Origin of the sequence: Rhizobium sp. WW_1, from assembly GCF_003610155.1 — a bacterium.
In the GTDB taxonomy this organism is placed as follows: domain Bacteria; phylum Pseudomonadota; class Alphaproteobacteria; order Rhizobiales; family Rhizobiaceae; genus Rhizobium; species Rhizobium tropici_A.
The window spans coordinates 22,274-43,765 of sequence record NZ_RAIN01000026.1; the positions used below are offsets into that span (position 1 = coordinate 22,274).

Genomic DNA, 21,492 nt, shown 5'->3' on the forward strand with positions numbered 1-21,492 from the left:
GTGTAGCAGAAGAGATTTTTCGGAATGGAAAGAACCACTTGCCGCCGATCGTCCAGCAGTTTGCATATTCATGCAGAACAGCCTTCGGTTAAGTGTGGCAAAGTGGCGACACCTGCAACCGGCTAAGCAAAAACCGTAGTTTTCTAAAAAAAATCCGGAATTTTCTAAAATACGGTTGCACTGAAATAAGGCCATGTTCCCGAATGGTAATCATCCGGTGCTATATGGACATTCAATTCCCTGAATTTGAAATCTTTGCTCCGAAAATCGAGGTAGCCTGGTCTGCCTTGCAAGAACGATATGCCAGCCGTCTGACAGGCGCGGAAGTCGATCATTTATTTGCTTGCCTTGTCTTCGGTCTGACCTCTCCGGCCTATGCCGAGGGAGAGCCATTATTTCACTTTGATGTCTGCCGCACCCTGGTGGCGACAAAGCTTCCGCCCGATCGGGCCGACGCTGCATTGTATTCCGTTCCGGTATCGACGCAGCCATGGGTCGATACGGTCCGCGAACAGCTCGAAAGCCAGGCCGCCAAAATGGGTCGCGCGCTTCAGCAAGCGCACAATTTCAACGACGACACAGCCGCAGATGCGGGTTCACGCGTGCTTGGTCGTCCAGATAGCAGCGAGGAGAAAGCAGCATGAGCGAGTGCGTTGGGGAGCATCTGCAGGCCAAATCGCCTTTTGATTTTGTTGGAAACTGGATGCGAGAGAAAATCGATAACCGTTCCGCGCGCCGCAGGCTGATGGCAGCCCTTCGAGCAGCTCACCGTGTATTGGGCATGAAACGCCTTCGGCTGGGTTTGGGAGTGCCCACGATCGGCGGCATTGCCGGGATACTGCTCGCCGCCATCAGCGGTATGGCGCCGCAAACGGCCTTCGCGCAGCTAGCCATTGGTAACGGGGTCCTGACCAACACCGCAAATTGCTCGTCTCCCTCTGCAGGAGGGCAAAGCGTAGCTATCGGTTGTGCGACCGCCGCCACCGGCTCTGCCTCAACCGCCATCGGTGATGGCGCCAAGGTGAATGGCGACAACGGAGTGGCAATAGGCACCGGTAACACCGCGACGGGTAATGCCTCGATCGCTATTGGCTATACGATGAGTGCCAATGGCCTTAACGCGATAGGCGTGGGTGTTTTCGCGAATGCGACTGGCGTCAATGCTCTTGCCGTAGGCGGAAACGCCCACGCAATGGCGGACGGAGCGTCGGCTTTTGGTGTTAATACCACTGCAAGCGGGGCGAACGGCCTCGCTCTCGGCTCAACGGCCACCTCTTCAGGTGGCGCCTCGGTGGCAATTGGATTATCTTCCAACGCCTCATCTTCAAACGGTGCCGCCGTGGCCTTGGGGGTCGGCGCCACGGCAAATGCCGGAACGGGCGGCGGTTCTCCCGTTGCCATTGGCACTAACGCCAATGCAAGCGGCACGGCTCCTGCCGGCTTCACGTTCGAGGCTGTTGCGTTAGGCTCCGCTGCAACGGCCACGGGGGCATGGGCGAATGCCGTTGGTTCGAGTTCATCTGCGACAGGGACCGGAGCCAGCGCATTCGGTACGTCGGCCGCCGCAACGGCCAACCAGTCGACAGCGATCGGAAATGGGGCAGTTGCTTCCGCTTTGAGGGGCTCGGCCATGGGCTACCTCGCCAATGCCTCGAACACCGATTCTATCGCCATCGGCACGTCAGCCGCCGCATCGGGGACTAACTCGCTTGCCATCGGCCCTACGACGGTCGCATCGGGAGACTTCGGAGTTGCATTAGGTAATCAGGCCGAGGCGCTTGCTGCCGGCGGTAGTGTTGCAATAGGCTCGGGCGCAATTGTCGCAAACGGTGCGACCTCCGGCGTCGCTCTCGGCAACAATGCAAACGCCGGCTCCAACTTAGCCACCGCGGTCGGCCCCGGCGCGAATGCCTCGGGGACTGGGGCCGTGTCCATGGGCTCTCTGGCAAAGGCCACGGCCATTAATGCCGTCGCTTTGGGCGCGGGCGCGGCCGCGAGCCAGGCAAACACTCTAGCTTTGGGCGAGTCCTCCACTGCCAGTGGTGTGAACAGCACATCGATCGGCGGTGGGTCGGTCGCTAGCGGGCTCCAGGCGGTCTCTTTGGGCATCAACGCGAACGGGGCAGGCGCCAACGCGATTGCAGTCGGAACAGCGGCTCAGGCCACCTCTGCCGAAGCGGTTGCGGTGGGCAATAATGCAGTTGCGACCGGCGGCAAGGCGGTCTCCATCGGCTCCGGCAACACCGCTTACGGCGATGGCGCGGTTGCCATCGGCGATCCGAGCTACGCGAGTGGCACGGGCGCTTTCACCGGCGGCGCCAACAACATCGCCAATAGCGATGGCACGGCAAGCGCCACCGCCGCCAACCAGGCGAGCGGCGCGGTCGCGATCGGCAACAACAACAAGGCGATCGGGCAGGGCTCCGTCGCGCTTGGCAACGGCTCGACGGCCGGTGCGTCCGGTTTTGTCGGCAACGTCGCCTTGGGCAATGGCGCAACGGCGACGGCAAGCTCGGGCGATGTAGCGCTCGGCTCCGGTTCGACGACGGCTGCGGCCGTCGGTACGCCCAGCGCGGTGATCGGCGGCACGACCTACACGTTCCAGGGCACCACGCCGACCTCGACGGTCAGCGTCGGCGCTGTTGGTGCCGAGCGTACCATCACCAATGTCGCGGCGGGCCGGCTCAACAATGGTTCGACCGATGCGGTCAACGGTTCGCAGCTCTTCGCGACCAATCAGGCGGTCGACAGTGTCACCACCACCGTCAACAACATCAATGACGGCGCTGGCATCAAATATTTCCATGCCAATTCGGCGGCGGCGGACTCGTCGGCGACGGGTGCGGAATCAGTCGCGATCGGACCGCTCTCGATCGCGTCAGGGCAGAGTGCCATCGCGGCAGGCAACGGTGCGGGTGCCTCCGGCCTCGACTCAGCTGCGTTTGGATACATAGCCAAGGCCACGGGTGACTTCAGCACCGCCATGGGCGCCGATGCCAATGCGACGGCCACGTCCAGCACTGCGATCGGCCAGAATGCGTTTGCAACTGCCGTTCAGGCGACAGCGCTCGGCGTCAACGCCAGTGCCAGCGGCACGAGTGCGCTCGCGCTCGGCGCCAACGCCTCTGCGGGTAATGCAGGCGACGTCGCACTCGGCTCCGGCTCGGTGACCGACGTAGCAGTCGGCACGGCCAGTGGGGTGGTCAACGGCACGACTTACGCCTATCAGGGCATCAACCCGGCTTCGACGGTCAGCGTCGGCGCTGTTGGTGCCGAGCGCACCATCACCAACGTCGCGGCGGGCCGGGTCAGCGGGTCGTCCACCGACGCGATCAACGGTTCGCAGCTCTTTGCCACCAATCAGGCGGTCGACGCCATCGGCACGACGGTCAACAACATCAATGACGGCGCTGGCATCAAATATTTCCATGCCAATTCGGCGGCGGCGGACTCGTCGGCGACGGGTGCGGAATCAGTCGCGATCGGACCGCTCTCGATCGCGTCAGGGCAGAGTGCCATCGCGGCAGGCAACGGTGCGGATGCCTCCGGCCTCGACTCAGCTGCGTTTGGATACATAGCCAAGGCCACGGGTGACTTCAGCACCGCCATGGGCGCCGATGCCAATGCGACGGCCACGTCCAGCACTGCGATCGGCCAGAATGCGTTTGCAACTGCCGTTCAGGCGACAGCGCTCGGCGTCAACGCCAGTGCCAGCGGCACGAGTGCGCTCGCGCTCGGCGCCAACGCCTCTGCGGGTAATGCAGGCGACGTCGCACTCGGCTCCGGCTCGGTGACCGACGTAGCAGTCGGCACGCCCAGTGCGGTGATCGGCGGCAAAACATATAACTTTGCCGGCACGACACCTGCCTCGACGGTCAGCGTTGGCGCACCAGGCGCCGAGCGCACCATCACCAATGTTGCGGCGGGCAGGCTCAACAACGGTTCGACGGATGCCGTCAACGGCTCGCAGCTCTTTGCGACCAACCAGCAGGTTGACCTGAACACGACCGGTATCACCAACCTGAACAATGAGATCACCAACATCAACACCGGGGCAGGCATCAAGTATTTCCACGCCAACTCGACCTTGCCGGACTCGCAGGCTATCGGAACGAATTCCGTCGCGGTCGGACCGAACGCGGTGGCCAACAATGCCGGCGATGTGGCAATCGGCCTCAATGCAGCGTCGGGAGCGACCACGGCGGTCTCGGGCGCAACCGTGGGCGGCACCGCATACACCTTCGCAGGCGCGACGCCGGCGGGCGCATTTTCTGTCGGTTCGGCAGGTGCCGAGCGTCAGATCCAGAATGTCGCAGCCGGCCAGCTTAACGGCGGCTCGACGGACGCGGTCAACGGTTCGCAGCTCTTTGCCACCAACCAGGCGGTAGACAGTCTTAACACGACCGTCACCACGATCGGCGGCAACCTGACCAATCTTGGCAGTACGATCAACAACATCGCCGGTGACACATCGACGACCTACACTGATGCAAATGGTAAGGGCATTCGCTATGTGCGCACCAACGACCGCACCCTTGCCGTCAGCGATTCCTCCGCACAAGGCATCGGCTCTACTGCGGTCGGCTACAATGCCACCTCGGTCGCCGACAATTCGCTTGCACTTGGGATGAATAGCCAAGCCACCATCGTCGGCGGAGTTGCTCTTGGTTCGGGATCGGTTGCCGATCGCGCCCTGGCGCCGGCCACCGGCCAAATCGCGGCCGGGCCGACGAACTTCATCCAATACAATACGACGGATAAAACCCTGCTGGGCGCCGTCTCGGTCGGCTCGAGCACGTCCTATCGACAGATCATCAACGTCGCGGACGGTACCAGCGCGCAGGATGCCGTCACGGTTCGGCAGCTCCAAGGCGCCATCGCTTCGGTCGCAACGACGCCGAGCAAGTACTTCCATGCGAATTCGGCCGCTGGCGACTCCCTCGCCGTCGGCGCTGAATCGGTGGCGGTAGGTCCGACGACCGTCGTCAACGGCGACAACGGTATCGGTATCGGCAATGGCGCGATCGTCGACCAGGTTGCTCCGGGCGGCACGGCGATCGGCCAGAATGCCCATGTCATGCTGGCAGACGGTGTTGCGCTCGGCACGAACTCCGTGGCTGGAGGCGTTCAATCGGTGGCGCTCGGCGCTGGTGCGCAAAGCAATAATATCAACAGCGTTGCGCTCGGTGCGCAATCCGTAACGAGCGTGGGCGCCGAGACGAACTATACCGGCTTTGCGCTAACGAGCCCTCAGACCTCTGTCGGCGAAGTGTCGATCGGTTCGGCTGGGGCGGAACGCAAGCTGACCAATGTCGCAGCAGGTTCGGCAAATACCGACGCAGTAAATGTCAGTCAGCTGAGAGGTCTCGGCACCAACATTACCAACCTGATCGGCGGCAATACGACCGTGAACCCAGATGGGTCGATCACTGGCCCGACTTACAACATCCAGGGAAACAGCTACAGCACGGTCTATGATGCCTTCGGTGCGGTCGACAATTCGCTGACCAGTATCATCAATGGCGGCGGCATCAAGTATTTCCATGCCAACTCGACACTGGCGGACTCCCAGGCGTCAGGCACCGATAGCGTTGCGATCGGTCCGCAGAGTGTCGCCAGCGGTGTGAACAGCCTGGCCGCAGGCAACGGCGCCGCAGCGGTAGGGCAGGGAGCGGTTGCTCTCGGCCAGGGAGCTCAGGCCAACAACGCCAATGATGTGGCATTGGGTTCCGGTTCTTCGACGCAGGCCGCTGTCGGTACGTCAGGCACCACCCTTCAGGGTCAACACTACGACTTTGCCGGAACAGCACCTGTCGGAACGGTGAGTGTGGGCGCGGCAGGGGCGGAAAGAACCATCACGAATGTCGCTGCCGGCCGCATCTCCGCCGACAGCACCGACGCCATCAACGGCTCGCAGCTTTATGCGACCAATTCGGCGATCGACAGCCTGCAGACTGGTGTCGGCACGATCACCAAGAACGCCGTCACCTATGACCTCAATCCCGATGGCAGTAAGAAGAACAGCATCACGCTGCAGGGTGGCGACGTCAACGCACCGGTGGTCATCTCCAATGTCGGCAAGGGTATTGCCCCGACAGATGCCGTGAATGTTGCCCAGTTGGGCGACAGCATCACCGAGGTCAAATCGTATACGGACACCTCTTCCGCCAATACGCTGACCGCTGCCAACAACTATACGGACCAGAAATTCGGGCAACTGAACCAGGAACTCGGGGATATACGCTCGGAGGCAAGGCAGGCCGCCGCGATCGGGCTTGCCGCGGCATCGCTTCGTTATGACGACCGTCCGGGCAAGCTGAGCGTGGCCGTCGGTGGCGGCCTCTGGCGGGGTGAGGGCGCCGTGGCCTTCGGTGCCGGTTATACCAGCGAGAACGGCCGGGTTCGAGCGAATTTGTCAGGCACGGCGGCAGGCGGGCAGGTGGGTGTCGGCGCCGGCGTCAGCTTCACCCTGAATTGAGCCGACGATGTCCAAAGGAGCGCTTTTCGGCGTCCCGGCTTTCATGGCCTGCTTGTTCCTGTTCGGCTCGACTGCGGCTGGACAGGGTGTAGCCTTTCCCAACTATCGCGTAAGGCCCTCCGAAGTTGTCGTTCCTCCAGACGCGAAGGCGGGCGAATATCAGAGGATCATTCGCCCGTTCGAAAACTGGACACTGATCTGCGACGAAAACCTGAAGAAGCGTCAGCGGGTTTGCAACGTTACTCAGATTATCGAGAACGAGGCGGGACAGGTCGCGTTCAGCTGGTCGCTCGCCGCCACCAAGAAAGGCGAGCCCTATATGATTTTGCGCGCTGCCCCGGTTGCCAGGAGCGACGGTCGCATCTCGCTGAAATTCGAAGGGCGCAAGGAGCCGATACAGGTCCAGTTAAACGGATGCAACAACACGGTTTGCGTCGGCATGCTGCCGGTCGGACCCGTCATGCGTGAGCAGATTTCGAAGAGCACCGCGCCGACGATCTCCTATCCGACAGCGGACGGACAGACCATCAGTGTGACTGCAAATCTCAAGGGCCTTTCCACTGCCGTTAAGGCGATAAACTGACGGACGGATTTTCAATGAGCCAGCAATCCATTCACGATCGCATCATGTCTCGGAACAAAAACGACGCAGCAATTCAGAACCTGGCGGATGAGCAAGTCACGCCGAAGCGAAGTTGGCGGAAGGTGGCGATCCTGTCGGCGTTTGCAATTGCAGTCGTCTGTGCTGCCGGCTACGCAGCCGTTCGGTACGACGTCGTTGGTGACCTTCTGCCACAGCAGGCGGTTGCCGCAGCGAACGACAAAAATCCGACGCTCCCGGATACGCCATTTCTGCAACATGCCAAGCAGGCAGGCCTGAAATCCTGCTCGACCATCTTTCCGGTTTTGGGGCAGTTGCTGACGAATGGCACCCAATACAATGTCCAGTCGATCTGGAACAATGAGGCGGCGGACAAGCATGCGGTGCAGGCGCTTGTCGGCATGAACTATGCAACGCAGGGCTATAATGGGCCGGCCGCCGGCATCGTATTTGCAGCACCGGTCGCGTCCGGCTGCGAGGGCTCGATGGTTCGCGTGGCGCCGTTTACAGCCTCTTGCCAGGATATTTCGACGAAGTTTCCTGATGGAAGCAAGCTGGTCAACAATCTCGGACCGATCGGTGTCTACGCACTCGGTGGCGAGGGAGGGGACGCGATGCTTTTGCCAACCGAAAGCGGCTGCGTCGTTATCTCCGTAGCGTCGGCAACGGGAAAGCAAGGGGGCTCCAAATGAGATTGAGATCTGCGATCGTGGCAATCGGCCTGCTTCTTGCCTGCACTGCACGCCTGGGAGCTGCCGATCTCTTTACGATGGAGCAGGCGCCGGCTCCGCCGCCGGAGGAGCATGGCATATGGGCGGCCATTGCCTATTCCGCGCCGGATGAGAAATACGGCTTCTTTTCGGGAGCCGACAAGCGACAGGAGGCGATGGATATCGCCCTCAAGCATTGCGAGCGGGACAAGGGCCGCAGTTGCGTCGTCGTCAGCATATTCCGCAATCATCGGCATTGGGATGACGACGACAAGACCGGCTTTCCCTACAATCATTGCGGCGCCCTCGCCATCGGCAAGGAAAGTGGTAACCGCGCGACGCCCTGGGGCGTTGATTCGGCATCGACGCGCCGCGAAGCGGAGGATCTTGCGCTTAAGGCATGCGAGCGCTCGGGCTCTCGCTGCAGCGTGCGGGAATGGGTATGCACGTGACCTACCCCAGCCGTGACCGATCCGAGTGCGCGCGTTCGCACCGGCGGCGGTCATGTGCGCTCTTCATCCGCCACCTTGCCCTCTTACGAAGCGGGTCGCGGCAGATCGTTTTTCAAATCGCGAGATCTTATCCCTTGTCAAATCAGAGATTCATTTCAGTTCGGACCATTGGCCGCATGGGATATGCGGCCCTCGCCTTTGTCTGCATGAGCCTTGCTTCGTTGACATCGGTGCCTGCGGCCCTTGCCCAGTCGGCTTTGCCAAACGGCGCATCGAACCTGCAGGAGACCTACCAGGACTGGCGCGTCGCATGCAGTCAGCGTGACAAGGCGTCGGCATGCACGATTTCACAAGATCAAACCCAGCAGAATGGTCAGCGTCTGCTTGCGGTCGAAATGCAGATGCGTCCCGACGGCAGTGCGCTCGCAACGTTGTTGCTGCCGTTCGGAATTGTCCTCGACTCCGGCGTGACACCGAATATCGATGACCAGCCGGCTCTAAAACCGGTTCGTTTTCGCACTTGCTTGCCCAATGGCTGCATTGCCTTGCTGCCGATCGACGCCGCGACACTTGGCAAATTACGGACGGGATCGCGCCTGAACCTCAAGGTCGTTGCCGATGGCGGCAACGCCCTCGGCTTCCAGGTGTCCCTGCAAGGCTTTTCGGCCGCTGCCGATCGCATTACCGCTTTAGCCGCTCGCTAGACATTTTCGGGAAATGTGCAGCGGCTTTCCGTTCGAAAATACGCAATAAGCGGGACCGGGCATTTCGCGCTTTGAAGAAAAAAGCGAAAAGGCCTAGAGCCGTTTGCCGGAGGTGGGGTCGAAGACGACCGCCTTGTCGAGATTGAAGGCGAAGGGCAACTGCTGGCCTGGCGCCACCGCGGCATCGGAACGCATGCGCGCGGTCACCTCCTTGCCGCCGAGGTGCGTGACGACAAAGGTGTCGGCGCCGGCCGGTTCCACCACGTCGACGACGGCATTCACCGTTTCGATCGCCTTGGAATTGCGATCCGCGCTGTCATGGTCGGTGATGGCTTCAGGTCGGATGCCGAAGATCAGCTCGCGTCCATTCTCCAACGGTGAGCCGGCGATATTTTCCGGAACTGGCAGACTGCGGTCGCTGCCGTTCTTGCTGAGGATCTTGAGGACCGTCCTGCCATTTTCCTGAGCAACCTTGGCCGGAATGAGGTTCATGGCAGGTGATCCCATGAAATCGGCGACGAAGAGGTTGCTCGGCGTATTGTAGATTTCCGCCGGCGTGCCGACCTGCTGCAATTCCCCATCCTTCAGCACTGCGATCTTGGTGGCGAGCGTCATCGCCTCGATCTGGTCATGCGTGACGTAGACGATGGTCTTGCCGGTCGTCGCATGCAGGCGCTTGATCTCGAGGCGCATATCGACACGCAGCTTGGCGTCGAGGTTGGAGAGCGGCTCGTCGAACAGGAAGAGCTTGGGATCGCGCACCAGGGCGCGGCCCATGGCGACGCGCTGGCGCTGGCCGCCTGACAGTTGCGATGGCTTGCGGTCGAGGAGATGGCCGATCTGCAGTGTCTTGGCGACTTGCGTGACCGCCTTGTCGCGCTCGGCTTTGGCGACTCCCCGCATCTCCATGCCGAAGGCGATGTTCTGCCCGACCGTCATGTTGGGATAGAGTGCGTAGCTCTGGAACACCATGGCGATGTCGCGCTTGGACGGATGCAGCTCGTTGATCCTGTTGCTATCGACCCGGATCTCGCCCTCGCTGATGTTCTCGAGGCCAGCGATGGTGTTGAGCAAGGTCGACTTGCCGCAGCCGGACGGGCCGACCAGAACGAGGAAGCCGCCCTTGTCCAGGTCGAGATTGATCCCCTTCAGGATTTCGACGGCGCCGTAACGCTTCTTGAGATTGTTGATTTCCAAAAACGTCATGGGGTCAGCCTTTCACAGCGCCAGCCATCAGGCCGCGCACGAAATAGCGGCCGGCGAGAATATAAACGAGAAGGGTGGGGAGACCCGCGATCATCGCGGCGGCCATGTTGACATTGTATTCGACCGTGCCGCCGGACGTGTTGACGATGTTGTTGACCGCCATGGTGATCGGGCTGCTGTCACCCGGCGCATAGGTCGAGGCGAAGAGGAAGTCGTTCCAGATGTTGGTGAACTGGAAAATGACCGTGACCACGATGATCGGCACCGAATTGGGCAGCAATATCCGCCGGAAGATCTGGAAAAAGCCTGCACCATCCACCATCGCAGCCTTGATGAGTTCGTTCGGAAACGCCTCATAATAGTTGCGGAAGAACAGGGTGGTGAAACCTAAGCCGTAGATCACATGCACGACCACCAGTTTGAGCGTGGACGAGCCGATGCCGAGCGAGGTGCCGATAGTCGACTGCAGATAGCTTGCCGCCATGTTGAACTTGCCGAGCAGGGTCGCCATCGGCAGGAGCACCGACTGGAAGGGAATGAAGCAGGCAAAGAGCATCAAGGCGAAGACCAGCTTGTGGCCGCGGAAGCGCCATTTCGTCAGCACATAGCCATTGAGCGCGCCGAGGATCGTCGAGATCGCCACAGCCGGCACAACCATGTAGACGGAGGCCCAGAAATGCGCGGCAACGCCTGAAATGCAGTTGTTGAGCGCGTCGCATCCTCCGCTCCAGGCGCGCAGCCATGGAGTGACCGTCGGCGCGCTCGGCAGGGACAGCATATTGCCGTCCTGGATCTCGCTCATCGTCTTGAAAGACGTGACGACCATGACCCAAAGCGGCAAGAGATAGAGGAGGGCGAAGATGGCGAGCAGACCATAAATGATGAAGCGTCCGCCGCGATTGCCGCCTGCGGGGCCGGCGATTTCTCTGGTTGCCGTGCTCATCGAGCCTTCTCCCTCAATTCGGAATAGAGATAGGGAACGATGATCGCGGTGATGGCCATCAGCATGATCACCGCGCTGGCCGAGCCGACATCCATCTGGCTACGCTTGAAGGAATAGTCGTTCATGAAGAGCGAAGGGAGCCAGGCCGAGCCCCCAGGTCCGCCCGATGTCAGGGCCACCACGAGGTCGTAGGATTTGATCGCCATGTGCGTCAGCACGATGAACGCGGACAGGAAGACGGGCCGCAGGATCGGAATGACGATGCGCCAGTAAATCCGGAAGCCGGACGCGCCGTCGATTTGCGCCGCCTTCAGCATTTCGGAGTCGATACCGCGCAGTCCCGCCAGGAACATCGCCATGACGAAGCCGGAGGTCTGCCAGACGCCGGCGATGACGACCGTATAGATGACGAAGTTGGGGTCCTTGAGCCAGCCGAAATGAAAGCTCGTCCAGCCGATGCGGTGGAGCGTCTGTTCGAGGCCGAGGCTCGGGTCGAGGAACCATTTCCAGGCGACGCCCGTGACGATCATCGAAAGCGCCATGGGATAGAGATATATGGTGCGCAGAAAGCCTTCGGCCCGGATCTTCTGGTCAAGCAGGATGGCAAGCAGAAGGCCCAGCGCCATGCAAATGCCGACATAGAGCACACCGTAGATCGCCATGTTGGTGATCGACGTGTACCAGTTCGAAGGCGGACTGCTTTCGAAGGTCCAGTTCCAAAGTTTCAGGTAACTCGTCCATCCGACCAGCTTGGTGCTGGGAAAATCCTTCGAATTGGTGAAGGACAGGAAGATGGTCCATAGGATGAAGCCATAGACGAAGACGACGATCAGCGCGAAGCTCGGAGCGAGTACGATCTTGGGCAGCGCGTCCTGCAGCTTCTCTCGAAATCCGGCACGGGTCTGCACCGTCGGTGCGGTCGTGGTTAAGGCCATGGATTTGTCCTGTTCTCTTTTCTCCGGGTGGTTTTTCCTCAAGGCCTAATGGACCTGTCGGCAGGCGGCGCTTCAAGGAAAAGGCCTAAACCCCCGCTGGGAGCATGACAACATCGCAAGTTGAGGTCGGGCGCGGCTGGCGCGCCCGACTTCCATCCTTACTTTGCGTCGTTGATTGCCTTCACGAGCTGGGTCACGGCCTCGTCGGAGGTCTTGATCTGGCCGTTGAAGAACTTGTCGACCACGTCGAGATAGGCGTTCGTCACAGCCGGAGGAGCACCGTAGCCCTGAGCGAGCGAGCCGAAGAGGGTGCCGTTTTCATTGGCCTTCTTCAGGTCGGCCATGCCCTTCTTGCCGCAAATGTCAAAGTCGGTATCCGGAACGTCCGTCCGCGAAGGAACCGAGCCCTTGATCACGTTGAAGGCGGACTGCACTTCCTTGGACATGGTGGTCTTGGCGAGAGCCACCTGCGCGTCCTTGCGGTCGGCGCCGACATCGAACATGGCGAACATGTCGGAGTTGTAGGCAACGCTGCCGTCCGTACCGGGGAAGCGATAGCACAGGAAGTCTTCGCCCGGCTTCTTCTGGGCATTGTGGAATTCGCCCTTGGCCCAGTCGCCCATGACCTGAACGAGGGCATCGCCCTTGATCACCATGGCGGTCGTGAGGTTCCAGTCGCGGCCGGAGAAGTTGGGATCGACATAAGCCTTGAGCTTGGCAAGGTTATCGAAGGACTTCTTCATGGTGTCGGACTTCAGGGATGCCTCATCAAGGTCGTTGAAGGCCTTCTTGTAGAATTCCGGTCCGCCGGTTGCGAGCACGACGTCGTCGAACAGGATGGCTTCCTGCCAGTCCTGGCCACCGAGAGCAAGCGGGGTCACACCGGCCTTCTTGGCCTTGTCGAGCAGAGCGAGGAAGTCGTCGAAGGTCTTCGGCTCGGTGCCGCCGATCTTGTCCATGACGGCCTTGTTGATCCACACCCAGTTGACGGAGTGGACGTTGACGGGCACGGCAACCCATTTACCGTCATAGGTCGAGAACTTCTGGAAGGCGGCCGGAACGGCCTTGTCCCAGCCTTCGGACTTGGCAAGGTCCGTCAGGTCGCCAAGCTTTCCGGCTTCGGCGTAGACGAGAACGTTGTAGCCCAGCATCTGCGACGAGGTCGGATAATTGCCCGCGGCAACCATCGCCTTGAGCGTGGTCATGGCCGCATTGCCGCCGCCGCCTGCGACGGGGACGTCCTTCCAAGTGTAACCCTGCTTGGCGAGCGCATCCTTGATGACCTTCAGCGCGGCGGCTTCGCCGCCCGAGGTCCACCAGTGCAACATCTGAATTTCTTTGGTCTGAGCCTGCGCCGCGCCGGCAAAGCCAAGGCTAGTAGCGGCCAGTGCTGAACCCAGCAACAGCCCCATGAGCGATTTATGCAGCATTTAGTCCTCCCATAAACACACGCCGATTGAATTCGTTAACTAAAAAACGCCGACGGGGTCGGCGACCTCCAAACAAGACCCGAGACAGGTTTGCCCGACAAGCAAATGCTTCCCGCTCGTCGCCTCAGGTGAGGTTGGTTGTAACGTTCGGTAACAACGCTTGTCAATTAATGACCTTGAAATTACAATAAAATAGTGATGTTACGTAACATTATGCCTTGGTACGTAACGAGGGAGTTAACGCATTGGCAATCACACTACGTGATGTGGCTCGGGCAGCCGGCGTCTCGGCAATGACCGTTTCTCGCGTCCTCAATGGGCGCGATGGCGTCGACAACGAAACGCGCCGCCGGGTCGAGGATGCCGTAAAGACACTCGGCTACCTACCAAGTCGCGTCGCCTATAGCCGTGCATCCCGCAAGACCTCGACAATCGGGCTGGTGCTTCGGGATATAGCCAATCCATTTTACGCCATTCTTGCGCATGCGGCGGAGGCAGCGGCGCGCAAGGCAGGGTACCGGGTTCTCCTGTGCAATACCGAAGGCGATCTGCGTGTCGAGCGGGAATATCTGGAGGATTTCGTTCTTTACGGCGTCGAGGGACTTCTTCTTGCGCCAGCCAGCGATGAATCGCGCCATAGCGTATTGCCGTTGCTAAGGCGCGGTTTTCCCGTCGTGCTGGTCGACAATTCCTTGCCGGGCGTCGACTGCGACGTACTGGTGACGGACAACGTGGCCGGCGCAAAGCGTCTGGTGGAGCATCTCGGCGCGCTCGGCCATCGGGACATCGCGCATATCGGCGATGCGGAGGACACGTTCACCGGCCGCGAACGGTTGCAAGGCTATCGTGACGGATTGACGGCGCTCGGCATCGGGTATCATGAGGGGCTCGTCTTTCGCACTGTCGTCGATCAATTGGGCGGATATCGCGCCGCCCAGCAGATACTGGCGCTCAACCCGCGTCCGACTGCGATCTTTGCCGTCAACAACATGACGGCGGTCGGTGCAATGCAGGCGCTGCGAGAAAGGCAGCTCTCGGTGCCGGAGGACATTGCGCTCGTATGTTTCGACGATCTCGAGAGCTTGGCCGTGCTTTCCCCGTTCCTGACTGTCATCGATCAACCGGCCGCCATGCTGGGCAGGCTTGGGACGCAATTGCTGCTGGAACGAATCAGCGGCAAGGCGGGGGCTCGTCATCAACGCATCACGCTCCAGACCGAGCTCACCGTTCGCCTGTCCTGCGGTGTCGGGCTTGGAGCTCCCAAAAAACAAGAGCTGATGGCGGAAGGCTCCCACTGAGCAACCGATCTGGTGGCGGGACTATTTGGCGCGTAAATTCCACGCTGGCGCATTATGCTGGGGCCGGAGCTTCCGTTTTTGGCGGAGTTAGGCAATCTTGATTGTAATCGTTGGGAGGACATCATGACACGCACGGTGATTATCGGCGCGACCGGCCACGTAGGCACCTACCTCGTGCCTCGCCTGGTCGAGGCGGGGCACGAGGTCGTGGCGATCAGTCGCGGTCAGGCGAAACCCTACTTGCCGAACGGGGCCTGGAATGAGGTCGATATGCGGGCGATGGATCGCGCCTCGATGGAGCGGGATGGCAGCTTCGGTCCGGCCATCCGCGCATTGAAGCCGGATATCGTCATCGACATGATCTGCTTCACGCTCGACAGCGCAAGGCACCTGACTGAGGCGCTCGCCGATCATGTCGGCCATTTCCTGCACACGGGCACGATCTGGACACATGGTTTTTCCACCGTCGTTCCGACACCGGAGGAGGCGCCGAAACGTCCGTTTGGCGATTACGGCATCCAGAAGGCGGCGATCGAAGCACACCTGCTGGAGGAGGCACGTTGCAGGGGATTTCCTGCAACCCTCATCCATCCCGGTCATATCGTCGGTCCCGGTTGGGTTCCCCTCAATCCGGCCGGACATTTCAATCCATCCGTCTTCTCGACTTTGGCGCGGGGTGAAACGCTCGCCTTGCCGAATTTCGGCTTAGAGACGGTCCACCATGTCCATGCCGATGATGTCGCGCAAATGTTCATGGGCGCGATCGCCAATTGGCGGGTTTCGACCGGAGAGGCCTTTCATGCAGTGTCAAGTGAGGCACTGACGCTCAGAGGTTATGCCGAGGCCATGTCGCGATGGTTCGGGCATGAGCCGAAGCTCAAGTTTCTGCCCTATGAGGCATGGGCCGACGGCCAGACGCCGGAAGACGCGCAGGCGACCTGGGAACATATCGCCAGAAGCCCGAATTGCTCGATTGCCAAGGCCGAGCGGCTGCTCGGTTATAGGCCGCGCTATACGTCGCTGCAGGCCGTTCAGGAATCGGTTGCCTGGCTGATGGAGAAAGGGCGGATTGGCTGAAGATTGGGCGTCAGGCCGGGATCAACCGCACTCAATCCATGTTTCCATACCCTTGGCCGCTGCGCGCCCGGTCGCAAAGCAGGCTGTAAGCAGATAGCCGCCCGTCGGCGCTTCCCAATCGATCATCTCGCCGGCGACGAACATGCCGGGGAGCTTCTTCAACATGTATCGCTCGTCCAGCTCGTCCCAAGGAATGCCGCCGGCCGACGAGATGGCTTCGGCAATGGGTCTGGGTCTCAGCAATGGAATGGGCAGCGCCTTGATAAGGCGGGCAAGGCGTTCCGGATGCGCAAGGATGGCGGGGTCGGCAAGCTCGCGCAGCAGCCCCGCCTTGACGCCCTCGATGCCCGTGCCCTTGCGCAGTCGATTGGTGAAACTGGCCTTGGGGTCCTGTCGCGCAAGATCGCGCGCCAGGCGCTCCTCGCTGCGTCCAGGTGCCAGGTCGACGATAAGCGCTGCGTCGCCCTTTTTCGCCAACCGGTCACGCAGCGATGTGGCATGTGCATAGACGAGGCTGCCCTCTATCCCGGTTTTCGAGATGACGAATTCACCCGGAAATGTCCCTGTCTCCGATGTCGCCGTCACGGCCTTGAGCGGCTCGCCGGCAAAGCGCTCGCTGAATGTCGCGCTCCAGGTCACGTCGAAACCGCAATTGGCCGGCTGGAACGAGGCAACATCGATCCCCTTGTCGCGAAGCCAGCCGACCCAGGCCGCATCCGAACCGAGCCGGGCATAACTTGCACCGCCGAGCGCGAGGAGAACGGCATCGGCGCGGACAAGTTCGCGCCCCTTAGGTGTTTCGAACAGCAGGCTATCATCGTTAAAGCCGCACCAGCGATGCCGCGTCAGGATGTTGACGTCCCGCGCCTCCAGCCTCGCCAGCCATGCGCGCAGCAGCGGTGACGCCTTCATGGCTTTCGGGAAGACGCGGCCGGAAGAGCCGACGAATGTTTCCGTTCCCAAACCGTCTGCCCAGGCCCTGACATCATCGGGTGTGAAGTCGTCAAGGGCCGCGCGCAATCGGGCCGAAGCCGCGCCGAAGCGGCCGGCAAAAAGACTATAATCTTCGGAATGCGTGATGTTGAGGCCGGATTTTCCAGCCAGCAGAAACTTGCGCGCGACGGTCGGCATGCCGTCATAGACCGCGATGCAATGTCCCGATGAGGACAAGGCCTCTGCCGCCATCAATCCCGCTGGGCCGGCGCCTATGATTGCAATTTGCTTTTTGGTCATGCTCATCCGACGCCGCTTTCCTGTTGCTCTCTAGGGCCTGAGCGGGTGCGAAAGCAAGATCGTTGCATCGCTTCGGTATTCGACACCCTCATCCGGCCGGTCGCGGGCGCAGCCGCGATCTCGTGTTTCCGACGGCCATCCGCCGTCATGTCGACATTTAAATCGATATAACCATCTGGTTACTACGGCTCACGATTCGCCAGGGACTGTCAACTTATGCGATGATCGGTTACTTATCGCCGTGAGGATCGGCCGTTTAAGCCTGATGAAATGCCGCCGGGAGCCATGATGTCGGAAGCCAAGACCGTGAAGCGTAGCGCCAAAAGTGCAGACCTTGCCGATAAAGAAAAAACCGCATCGCGCGCAACTTCGGAACGGCCCCGTCTCAGGGATGCGGAGCGCACCAGCAAGGCGATCCTGGCCGCGGCAACCAAGGAATTTGCCGAGCGCGGTTATGGCGGCGCCCGCGTCGATGCCATTGCCGAGCGCGCCAAGATCAACAAGCGGATGCTCTACCATTATTTCGGCGGCAAGGATGCGCTCTATGTCGCGGTTCTCGAGGGCAGCTACATTGCCATCCGCTCGGCGGAGGCACGGCTCGATCTCTCGCATCGCTCGCCTCAAGACGGCATGCGCGAACTCGTTGTCTTCACCTGGCAGTATTTTCTCGATCACCCCGAATTTCTCGGCATTCTCAGCACCGAAAACATGCACAAGGCGCGCTTCCTGAAGCGTTCGGCGCGCATTTTCGAGCTGCATTCGCCGCTCGTTTCCGAGATTTCCGGCCTGCTCGACCGGGGTGCGGCAGCAGGTGTGTTCCGCAACGATTGCGATCCGGTGAAGATCTACATGAGCATTGCGGCACTCGGCTCGTTCTTCCTGACGAACCGTTGGACGCTCTCGACGATCTTTCGCCGTAACCTCTCGGATAAAGCCGAAATCGACGCCTGGGGCGAGCATATCGTCGAAGTCATTTTCACTTATCTGCGCCCCTAGAATTCTCGGGATTACAAGCTCGGCAACGATAGTTGATTGACGCTGCAGCCATTGACGATGGCCGTTGACAGCATGGCTTCGCCGTGTCAGTTATGTAACTATATAGTTATTTACGGGAGGAAGAACTCATGGCAACGAAGCCGATCGGCATCATCATGCACGGTATTACCGGCCGCATGGGCTATAACCAGCATCTCGTGCGCTCCATCCTGGCGATCCGCGAACAGGGTGGTGTCTTGCTTGCAAACGGCGACAGGCTGATGCCCGAGCCGGTGCTCGTCGGCCGCAATGCCGAAAAGATCGAGGCGATCGCCCGCAAGCATGGTCTCTCGAAGACGACGACCGATCTCGATGCCGCCCTGGCTGATCCTTCCAACACGATCTTCTTCGATGCCGGCTCGACGCAGATGCGCGTCGAACTGCTGGAGAAGGCGATTGCCGCGGGCAAGCATGTCTATTGCGAAAAGCCGATTTCCGAGACGCTGGAGGAAGCGCTCTCGGTTGCAGCCTCGGCCGAGCGCCGCGGCGTCAAGAACGGCGTCGTCCAGGACAAGCTGTTCCTGCCGGGCCTGCGCAAGATCGCCATGCTGCGCGACAGCGGCTTCTTCGGCAAGATCCTCTCCGTGCGCGGCGAGTTCGGCTACTGGGTGTTCGAAGGCGACTGGGGCGTCAAGGCGCAGCGCCCCTCGTGGAACTACCGCAAGAAGGATGGCGGCGGCATGATCCTCGATATGCTGCCGCATTGGCGCTATGTGCTCGACAACCTGTTCGGCGAGGTCAAGTCCGTCAGCTGCCTCGGCGCGACGCATATTCCGAGCCGCGTCGACGAGAACGGCAACACCTATGCCGCCGATGCCGACGATGCGGCCTATGCCACCTTCGAACTCGAAGGCGGCGTCATCGCGCATATCAACTCCTCCTGGGCAGTGCGCGTCCGTCGTGACGACCTCGTCACCTTCCAGGTCGACGGCACGCATGGCTCCGCCGTCTGCGGCCTGATGCGCTGCTGGACGCAGCATCGCGTCAACACGCCGAAGCCCGTCTGGAACCCGGACCAGCCACAGCCGATCAATTTCTTCGACACCTGGGAAGAGGTGCCGGATACGCAGGCCTTCGACAATGGCTTCAAGGCGCAGTGGGAGCAGTTCCTGTGCCATGTCGTCGAGGATGCACCCTGGAAGTTCACGCTTCGCGAGGGAGCCAAGGGCGTGCAGCTGGCCGAGCTTGCGCAGAAGAGCTGGGCGGAGCGTCGCTGGATCGACGTGCCCTCCCTTTCTGCCCGCTAGGAGGCTGGTTCCATGACGAGAAGTCTTCGCTTGCCGTCGGCAGGTGGTGTTATCGCTACCTTCACTCCGGCTAACGAGCCGCTGATCGCGCCCGTCAAGCCGACGGGTGGCCATCATTTCAATCGTGTTGCCTATGCCGCGGCGCATGTCGTGGTCGACGCCCTTGCGGATAACGATCCATGGCTCGATCGCAACATCGACTGGGAGCGCACCATCGCCTTCCGCGAATATCTCTGGGGTCTTGGCCTTGGCGTGGCCGAGGCGATGGATACGGCGCAGCGCGGCATGGGGCTGGATTGGACCGGCGCGAAGGAGCTGATTGCGCATGCGCAGTCGGCGGCCCGTGGCCGGTCGGATGCCGTGATCGCCTATGGCGCCGGAACTGATCACCTTCAGCCTGGCCCCGATGTTACGATCGATGATGTCATTCGCGCCTATGAGGAACAGGTCGCCTATGTGGAAGGGCAGGGTGGCCGCGTCATTCTGATGGCGAGCCGGGCGCTTGCCGCTGCCGCCAAGAGCCCGGACGATTATATCCGCGTCTATGACCGCATTCTCGGTCAGGTCAAAGAGCCAGTTATCATCCACTGGCTCGGCTCGATGTTCGATCCGGCGCTGGCGGGTTATTGGGGATCTCCCGACGACATGCAGGCCATGGAGACCGCGATCGCGATCATCAACCAGAATGCGGCCAAGGTCGATGGCGTGAAGATTTCGCTGCTTTCGGCGGAAAAGGAAATCGTCATGCGCCGCCGGCTCGATCCGTCGGTCAAGATGTATACCGGCGACGATTTCAATTATGCCGAACTGATCGCCGGGGACGAACAGGGCTATTCTCATGCCTTGCTCGGCATCTTCGATGCCATAGCGCCAGCCGCGAGCGCGGCTCTTGCCAAGCTCGCGCAAAACGACCTCGACGCCTTCCATTCGATCCTGGCGCCAACTGTTCCCTTGTCGCGCCATATCTTCAAGGCGCCCACACGCTTCTACAAGACCGGCGTTGTCTTTCTCGCCTATCTCAATGGTTTTCAGGACCATTTCCAGATGCTCGGCGGCCAGCAGAGCACACGCTCGATCCAGCATCTCTCGGAATTGTTCCGCCTGGCGGATACGGCGCGGGTGCTACGCGATCCGGATTTGGCGGTCTATCGCATGAAGGCAATCCTTGCCACGGCCGGTATTGAATAGCGAAGAGAGATCGGGGGAGGATCATCACGATGGCCATAGAGGGTCTGTCCATCAATCTGGCGACGGTGCGCCAGCAATACGACATGCGCCAGGCGGTCGAAGCGTGCCTGAAACAGGATATCGTCGCGATCGCCCCCTGGCGCGATCAGGTGCATAAGATCGGCCTTTCCGAAGCCGCTCGCATCGTCGCGGATAACAAGCTCAAGGTCACGGGCCTATGCCGTGGCGGCATGTTTCCTGCAGCAAGCGCCGAGGGCAGGGCTGCCGCGATCGATGACAACAGGCGCGCGATCGACGAAGCGGCGGCTCTGAATGCCGATTGCCTCGTCCTCGTCGTCGGCGGCTTGCCGGAGGGCTCGAAAGATATCGCCCATGCCCGCGAGATGGTGGCGGACGGCATCGCCGCGATCCTGCCGCATGCCCGCAATTCGGGAATTCCGCTGGCGATCGAGCCGCTGCATCCGATGTATGCCGGGGACCGCGCCTGCGTGAACACGCTGGAACAGGCGCTCGACATCTGCGATCTCCTCGGCGAAGGCATCGGCGTTGCCGTCGACGTCTATCATGTCTGGTGGGACCCGAAGCTCTATGAGCAGATAGCCCGCGCCGGTGCCGGTGGCCGGATTCTCGCACACCATATCTGCGACTGGCTGGTGCCGACCACTGACCTGCTGCTCGACCGCGGCATGATGGGCGACGGTGTCATCGACTTGAAGCGCATCCGCGCCGAGATCGAGAAGGCTGGCTTCTTCGGTCTGCAGGAAGTTGAGATTTTCTCCCAGAACAATTGGTGGAAACGGCCGGGCGAGGAGGTTCTTTCCACCTGCGTCGAGCGCTTTCGCAGCGTTTGCTGAGTTGCGGCGGATCGAAGCGCCTCACAATTCTCCAAACCGGGTGCATGTTCTTGGGGTCTTCGGTCTCACGTGTATTGTCATCTAGAGTGTCGGTATCGTTT

17 protein-coding genes are annotated in these 21,492 nt (G+C 60.8%); 12 read left to right on the forward strand and 5 right to left on the reverse strand.

Going from position 1 to position 21,492, the window contains the following annotated elements; translation table 11 throughout:
- Positions 1-224: 224 nt before the first annotated feature.
- From BJ928_RS35450 to BJ928_RS35475, 6 genes are all read left to right on the forward strand, one after another.
- Positions 225-644 (forward strand): hypothetical protein, encoded by a 420-nt coding sequence (locus tag BJ928_RS35450; protein ID WP_047636827.1) that lies wholly within the window; start codon positions 225-227, stop codon positions 642-644.
- Positions 641-6,478 (forward strand): YadA-like family protein, encoded by a 5,838-nt coding sequence (locus BJ928_RS35455; protein ID WP_120296820.1) that lies wholly within the window; start codon positions 641-643, stop codon positions 6,476-6,478. Before BJ928_RS35450 ends, BJ928_RS35455 begins: the two co-directional genes overlap by 4 nt.
- A 7-nt stretch (positions 6,479-6,485) precedes the next feature.
- Positions 6,486-7,061, forward strand: a complete 576-nt coding sequence (locus BJ928_RS35460) for an invasion associated locus B family protein (RefSeq protein WP_047636575.1) — start codon at positions 6,486-6,488, stop codon at positions 7,059-7,061.
- A gap of 14 nt (positions 7,062-7,075) precedes the next feature.
- Positions 7,076-7,771 (forward strand): hypothetical protein, encoded by a 696-nt coding sequence (locus BJ928_RS35465; RefSeq protein ID WP_047636574.1) that lies wholly within the window; start codon positions 7,076-7,078, stop codon positions 7,769-7,771.
- Positions 7,768-8,241, forward strand: a complete 474-nt coding sequence (locus BJ928_RS35470) for a DUF4189 domain-containing protein (protein ID WP_047636572.1) — start codon at positions 7,768-7,770, stop codon at positions 8,239-8,241. The genes BJ928_RS35465 and BJ928_RS35470 overlap by 4 nt, the downstream gene beginning before the upstream one ends.
- 176 nt (positions 8,242-8,417) lie before the next feature.
- Positions 8,418-8,945, forward strand: a complete 528-nt coding sequence (locus BJ928_RS35475) for an invasion associated locus B family protein (RefSeq protein WP_052228020.1) — start codon at positions 8,418-8,420, stop codon at positions 8,943-8,945.
- Between the two features lie 93 nt (positions 8,946-9,038).
- Here BJ928_RS35475 and BJ928_RS35480 read toward each other — a convergent pair whose 3' ends face one another.
- The 4 genes from BJ928_RS35480 to BJ928_RS35495 form a co-directional block, all read right to left on the reverse strand.
- The gene (locus BJ928_RS35480; protein ID WP_047636571.1) at positions 9,039-10,151 is read right to left on the reverse strand and encodes an ABC transporter ATP-binding protein; all 1,113 of its coding nucleotides are present in this window, start codon (positions 10,149-10,151) and stop codon (positions 9,039-9,041) included.
- Positions 10,152-10,155: 4 nt separating this feature from the next.
- Positions 10,156-11,094, reverse strand: a complete 939-nt coding sequence (locus BJ928_RS35485) for a carbohydrate ABC transporter permease (protein ID WP_047636569.1) — start codon at positions 11,092-11,094, stop codon at positions 10,156-10,158.
- On the reverse strand, positions 11,091-12,029 hold the full coding sequence (locus BJ928_RS35490) for a sugar ABC transporter permease (RefSeq protein ID WP_047636568.1): 939 nt from the start codon (positions 12,027-12,029) through the stop codon (positions 11,091-11,093). The genes BJ928_RS35485 and BJ928_RS35490 overlap by 4 nt, the downstream gene beginning before the upstream one ends.
- Before the next feature lie 158 nt (positions 12,030-12,187).
- Positions 12,188-13,459: an ABC transporter substrate-binding protein gene (locus BJ928_RS35495; RefSeq protein ID WP_245432740.1), complete on the reverse strand. Its 1,272-nt coding sequence runs from the start codon at positions 13,457-13,459 to the stop codon at positions 12,188-12,190.
- A 245-nt stretch (positions 13,460-13,704) separates the two neighbouring features.
- Here BJ928_RS35495 and BJ928_RS35500 point away from each other — a divergent pair, with 245 nt between their 5' ends.
- Both BJ928_RS35500 and BJ928_RS35505 read left to right on the forward strand, forming a co-directional pair.
- Positions 13,705-14,757 carry a LacI family DNA-binding transcriptional regulator gene (locus BJ928_RS35500; RefSeq protein WP_147413977.1) on the forward strand — a complete coding sequence of 351 codons (1,053 nt, stop codon included), beginning with the start codon at positions 13,705-13,707 and terminating at the stop codon, positions 14,755-14,757.
- Between the two features lie 123 nt (positions 14,758-14,880).
- Positions 14,881-15,834 carry an NAD(P)-dependent oxidoreductase gene (locus BJ928_RS35505; RefSeq protein ID WP_047636566.1) on the forward strand — a complete coding sequence of 318 codons (954 nt, stop codon included), beginning with the start codon at positions 14,881-14,883 and terminating at the stop codon, positions 15,832-15,834.
- Positions 15,835-15,855: 21 nt separating this feature from the next.
- Here BJ928_RS35505 and BJ928_RS35510 read toward each other — a convergent pair whose 3' ends face one another.
- Entirely contained in the window at positions 15,856-17,067 is a 1,212-nt protein-coding gene (locus BJ928_RS35510) for a TIGR03862 family flavoprotein (protein WP_047636583.1), read from the reverse strand.
- A 288-nt stretch (positions 17,068-17,355) separates the two neighbouring features.
- Here BJ928_RS35510 and BJ928_RS35515 point away from each other — a divergent pair, with 288 nt between their 5' ends.
- The 4 genes from BJ928_RS35515 to BJ928_RS35530 all read left to right on the forward strand — a co-directional run bounded on the left by BJ928_RS35515 (position 17,356) and on the right by BJ928_RS35530 (position 21,391).
- Entirely contained in the window at positions 17,356-18,063 is a 708-nt protein-coding gene (locus BJ928_RS35515) for a TetR/AcrR family transcriptional regulator (RefSeq protein ID WP_047636582.1), read from the forward strand.
- Between the two features lie 128 nt (positions 18,064-18,191).
- The gene (locus BJ928_RS35520; protein ID WP_047636565.1) at positions 18,192-19,349 is read left to right on the forward strand and encodes a Gfo/Idh/MocA family oxidoreductase; all 1,158 of its coding nucleotides are present in this window, start codon (positions 18,192-18,194) and stop codon (positions 19,347-19,349) included.
- A gap of 12 nt (positions 19,350-19,361) precedes the next feature.
- Positions 19,362-20,537 carry a dihydrodipicolinate synthase family protein gene (locus BJ928_RS35525; protein WP_047636563.1) on the forward strand — a complete coding sequence of 392 codons (1,176 nt, stop codon included), beginning with the start codon at positions 19,362-19,364 and terminating at the stop codon, positions 20,535-20,537.
- 29 nt (positions 20,538-20,566) lie between these two features.
- On the forward strand, positions 20,567-21,391 hold the full coding sequence (locus BJ928_RS35530) for a sugar phosphate isomerase/epimerase (RefSeq protein WP_047636562.1): 825 nt from the start codon (positions 20,567-20,569) through the stop codon (positions 21,389-21,391).
- Positions 21,392-21,492 lie beyond the last annotated feature (101 nt).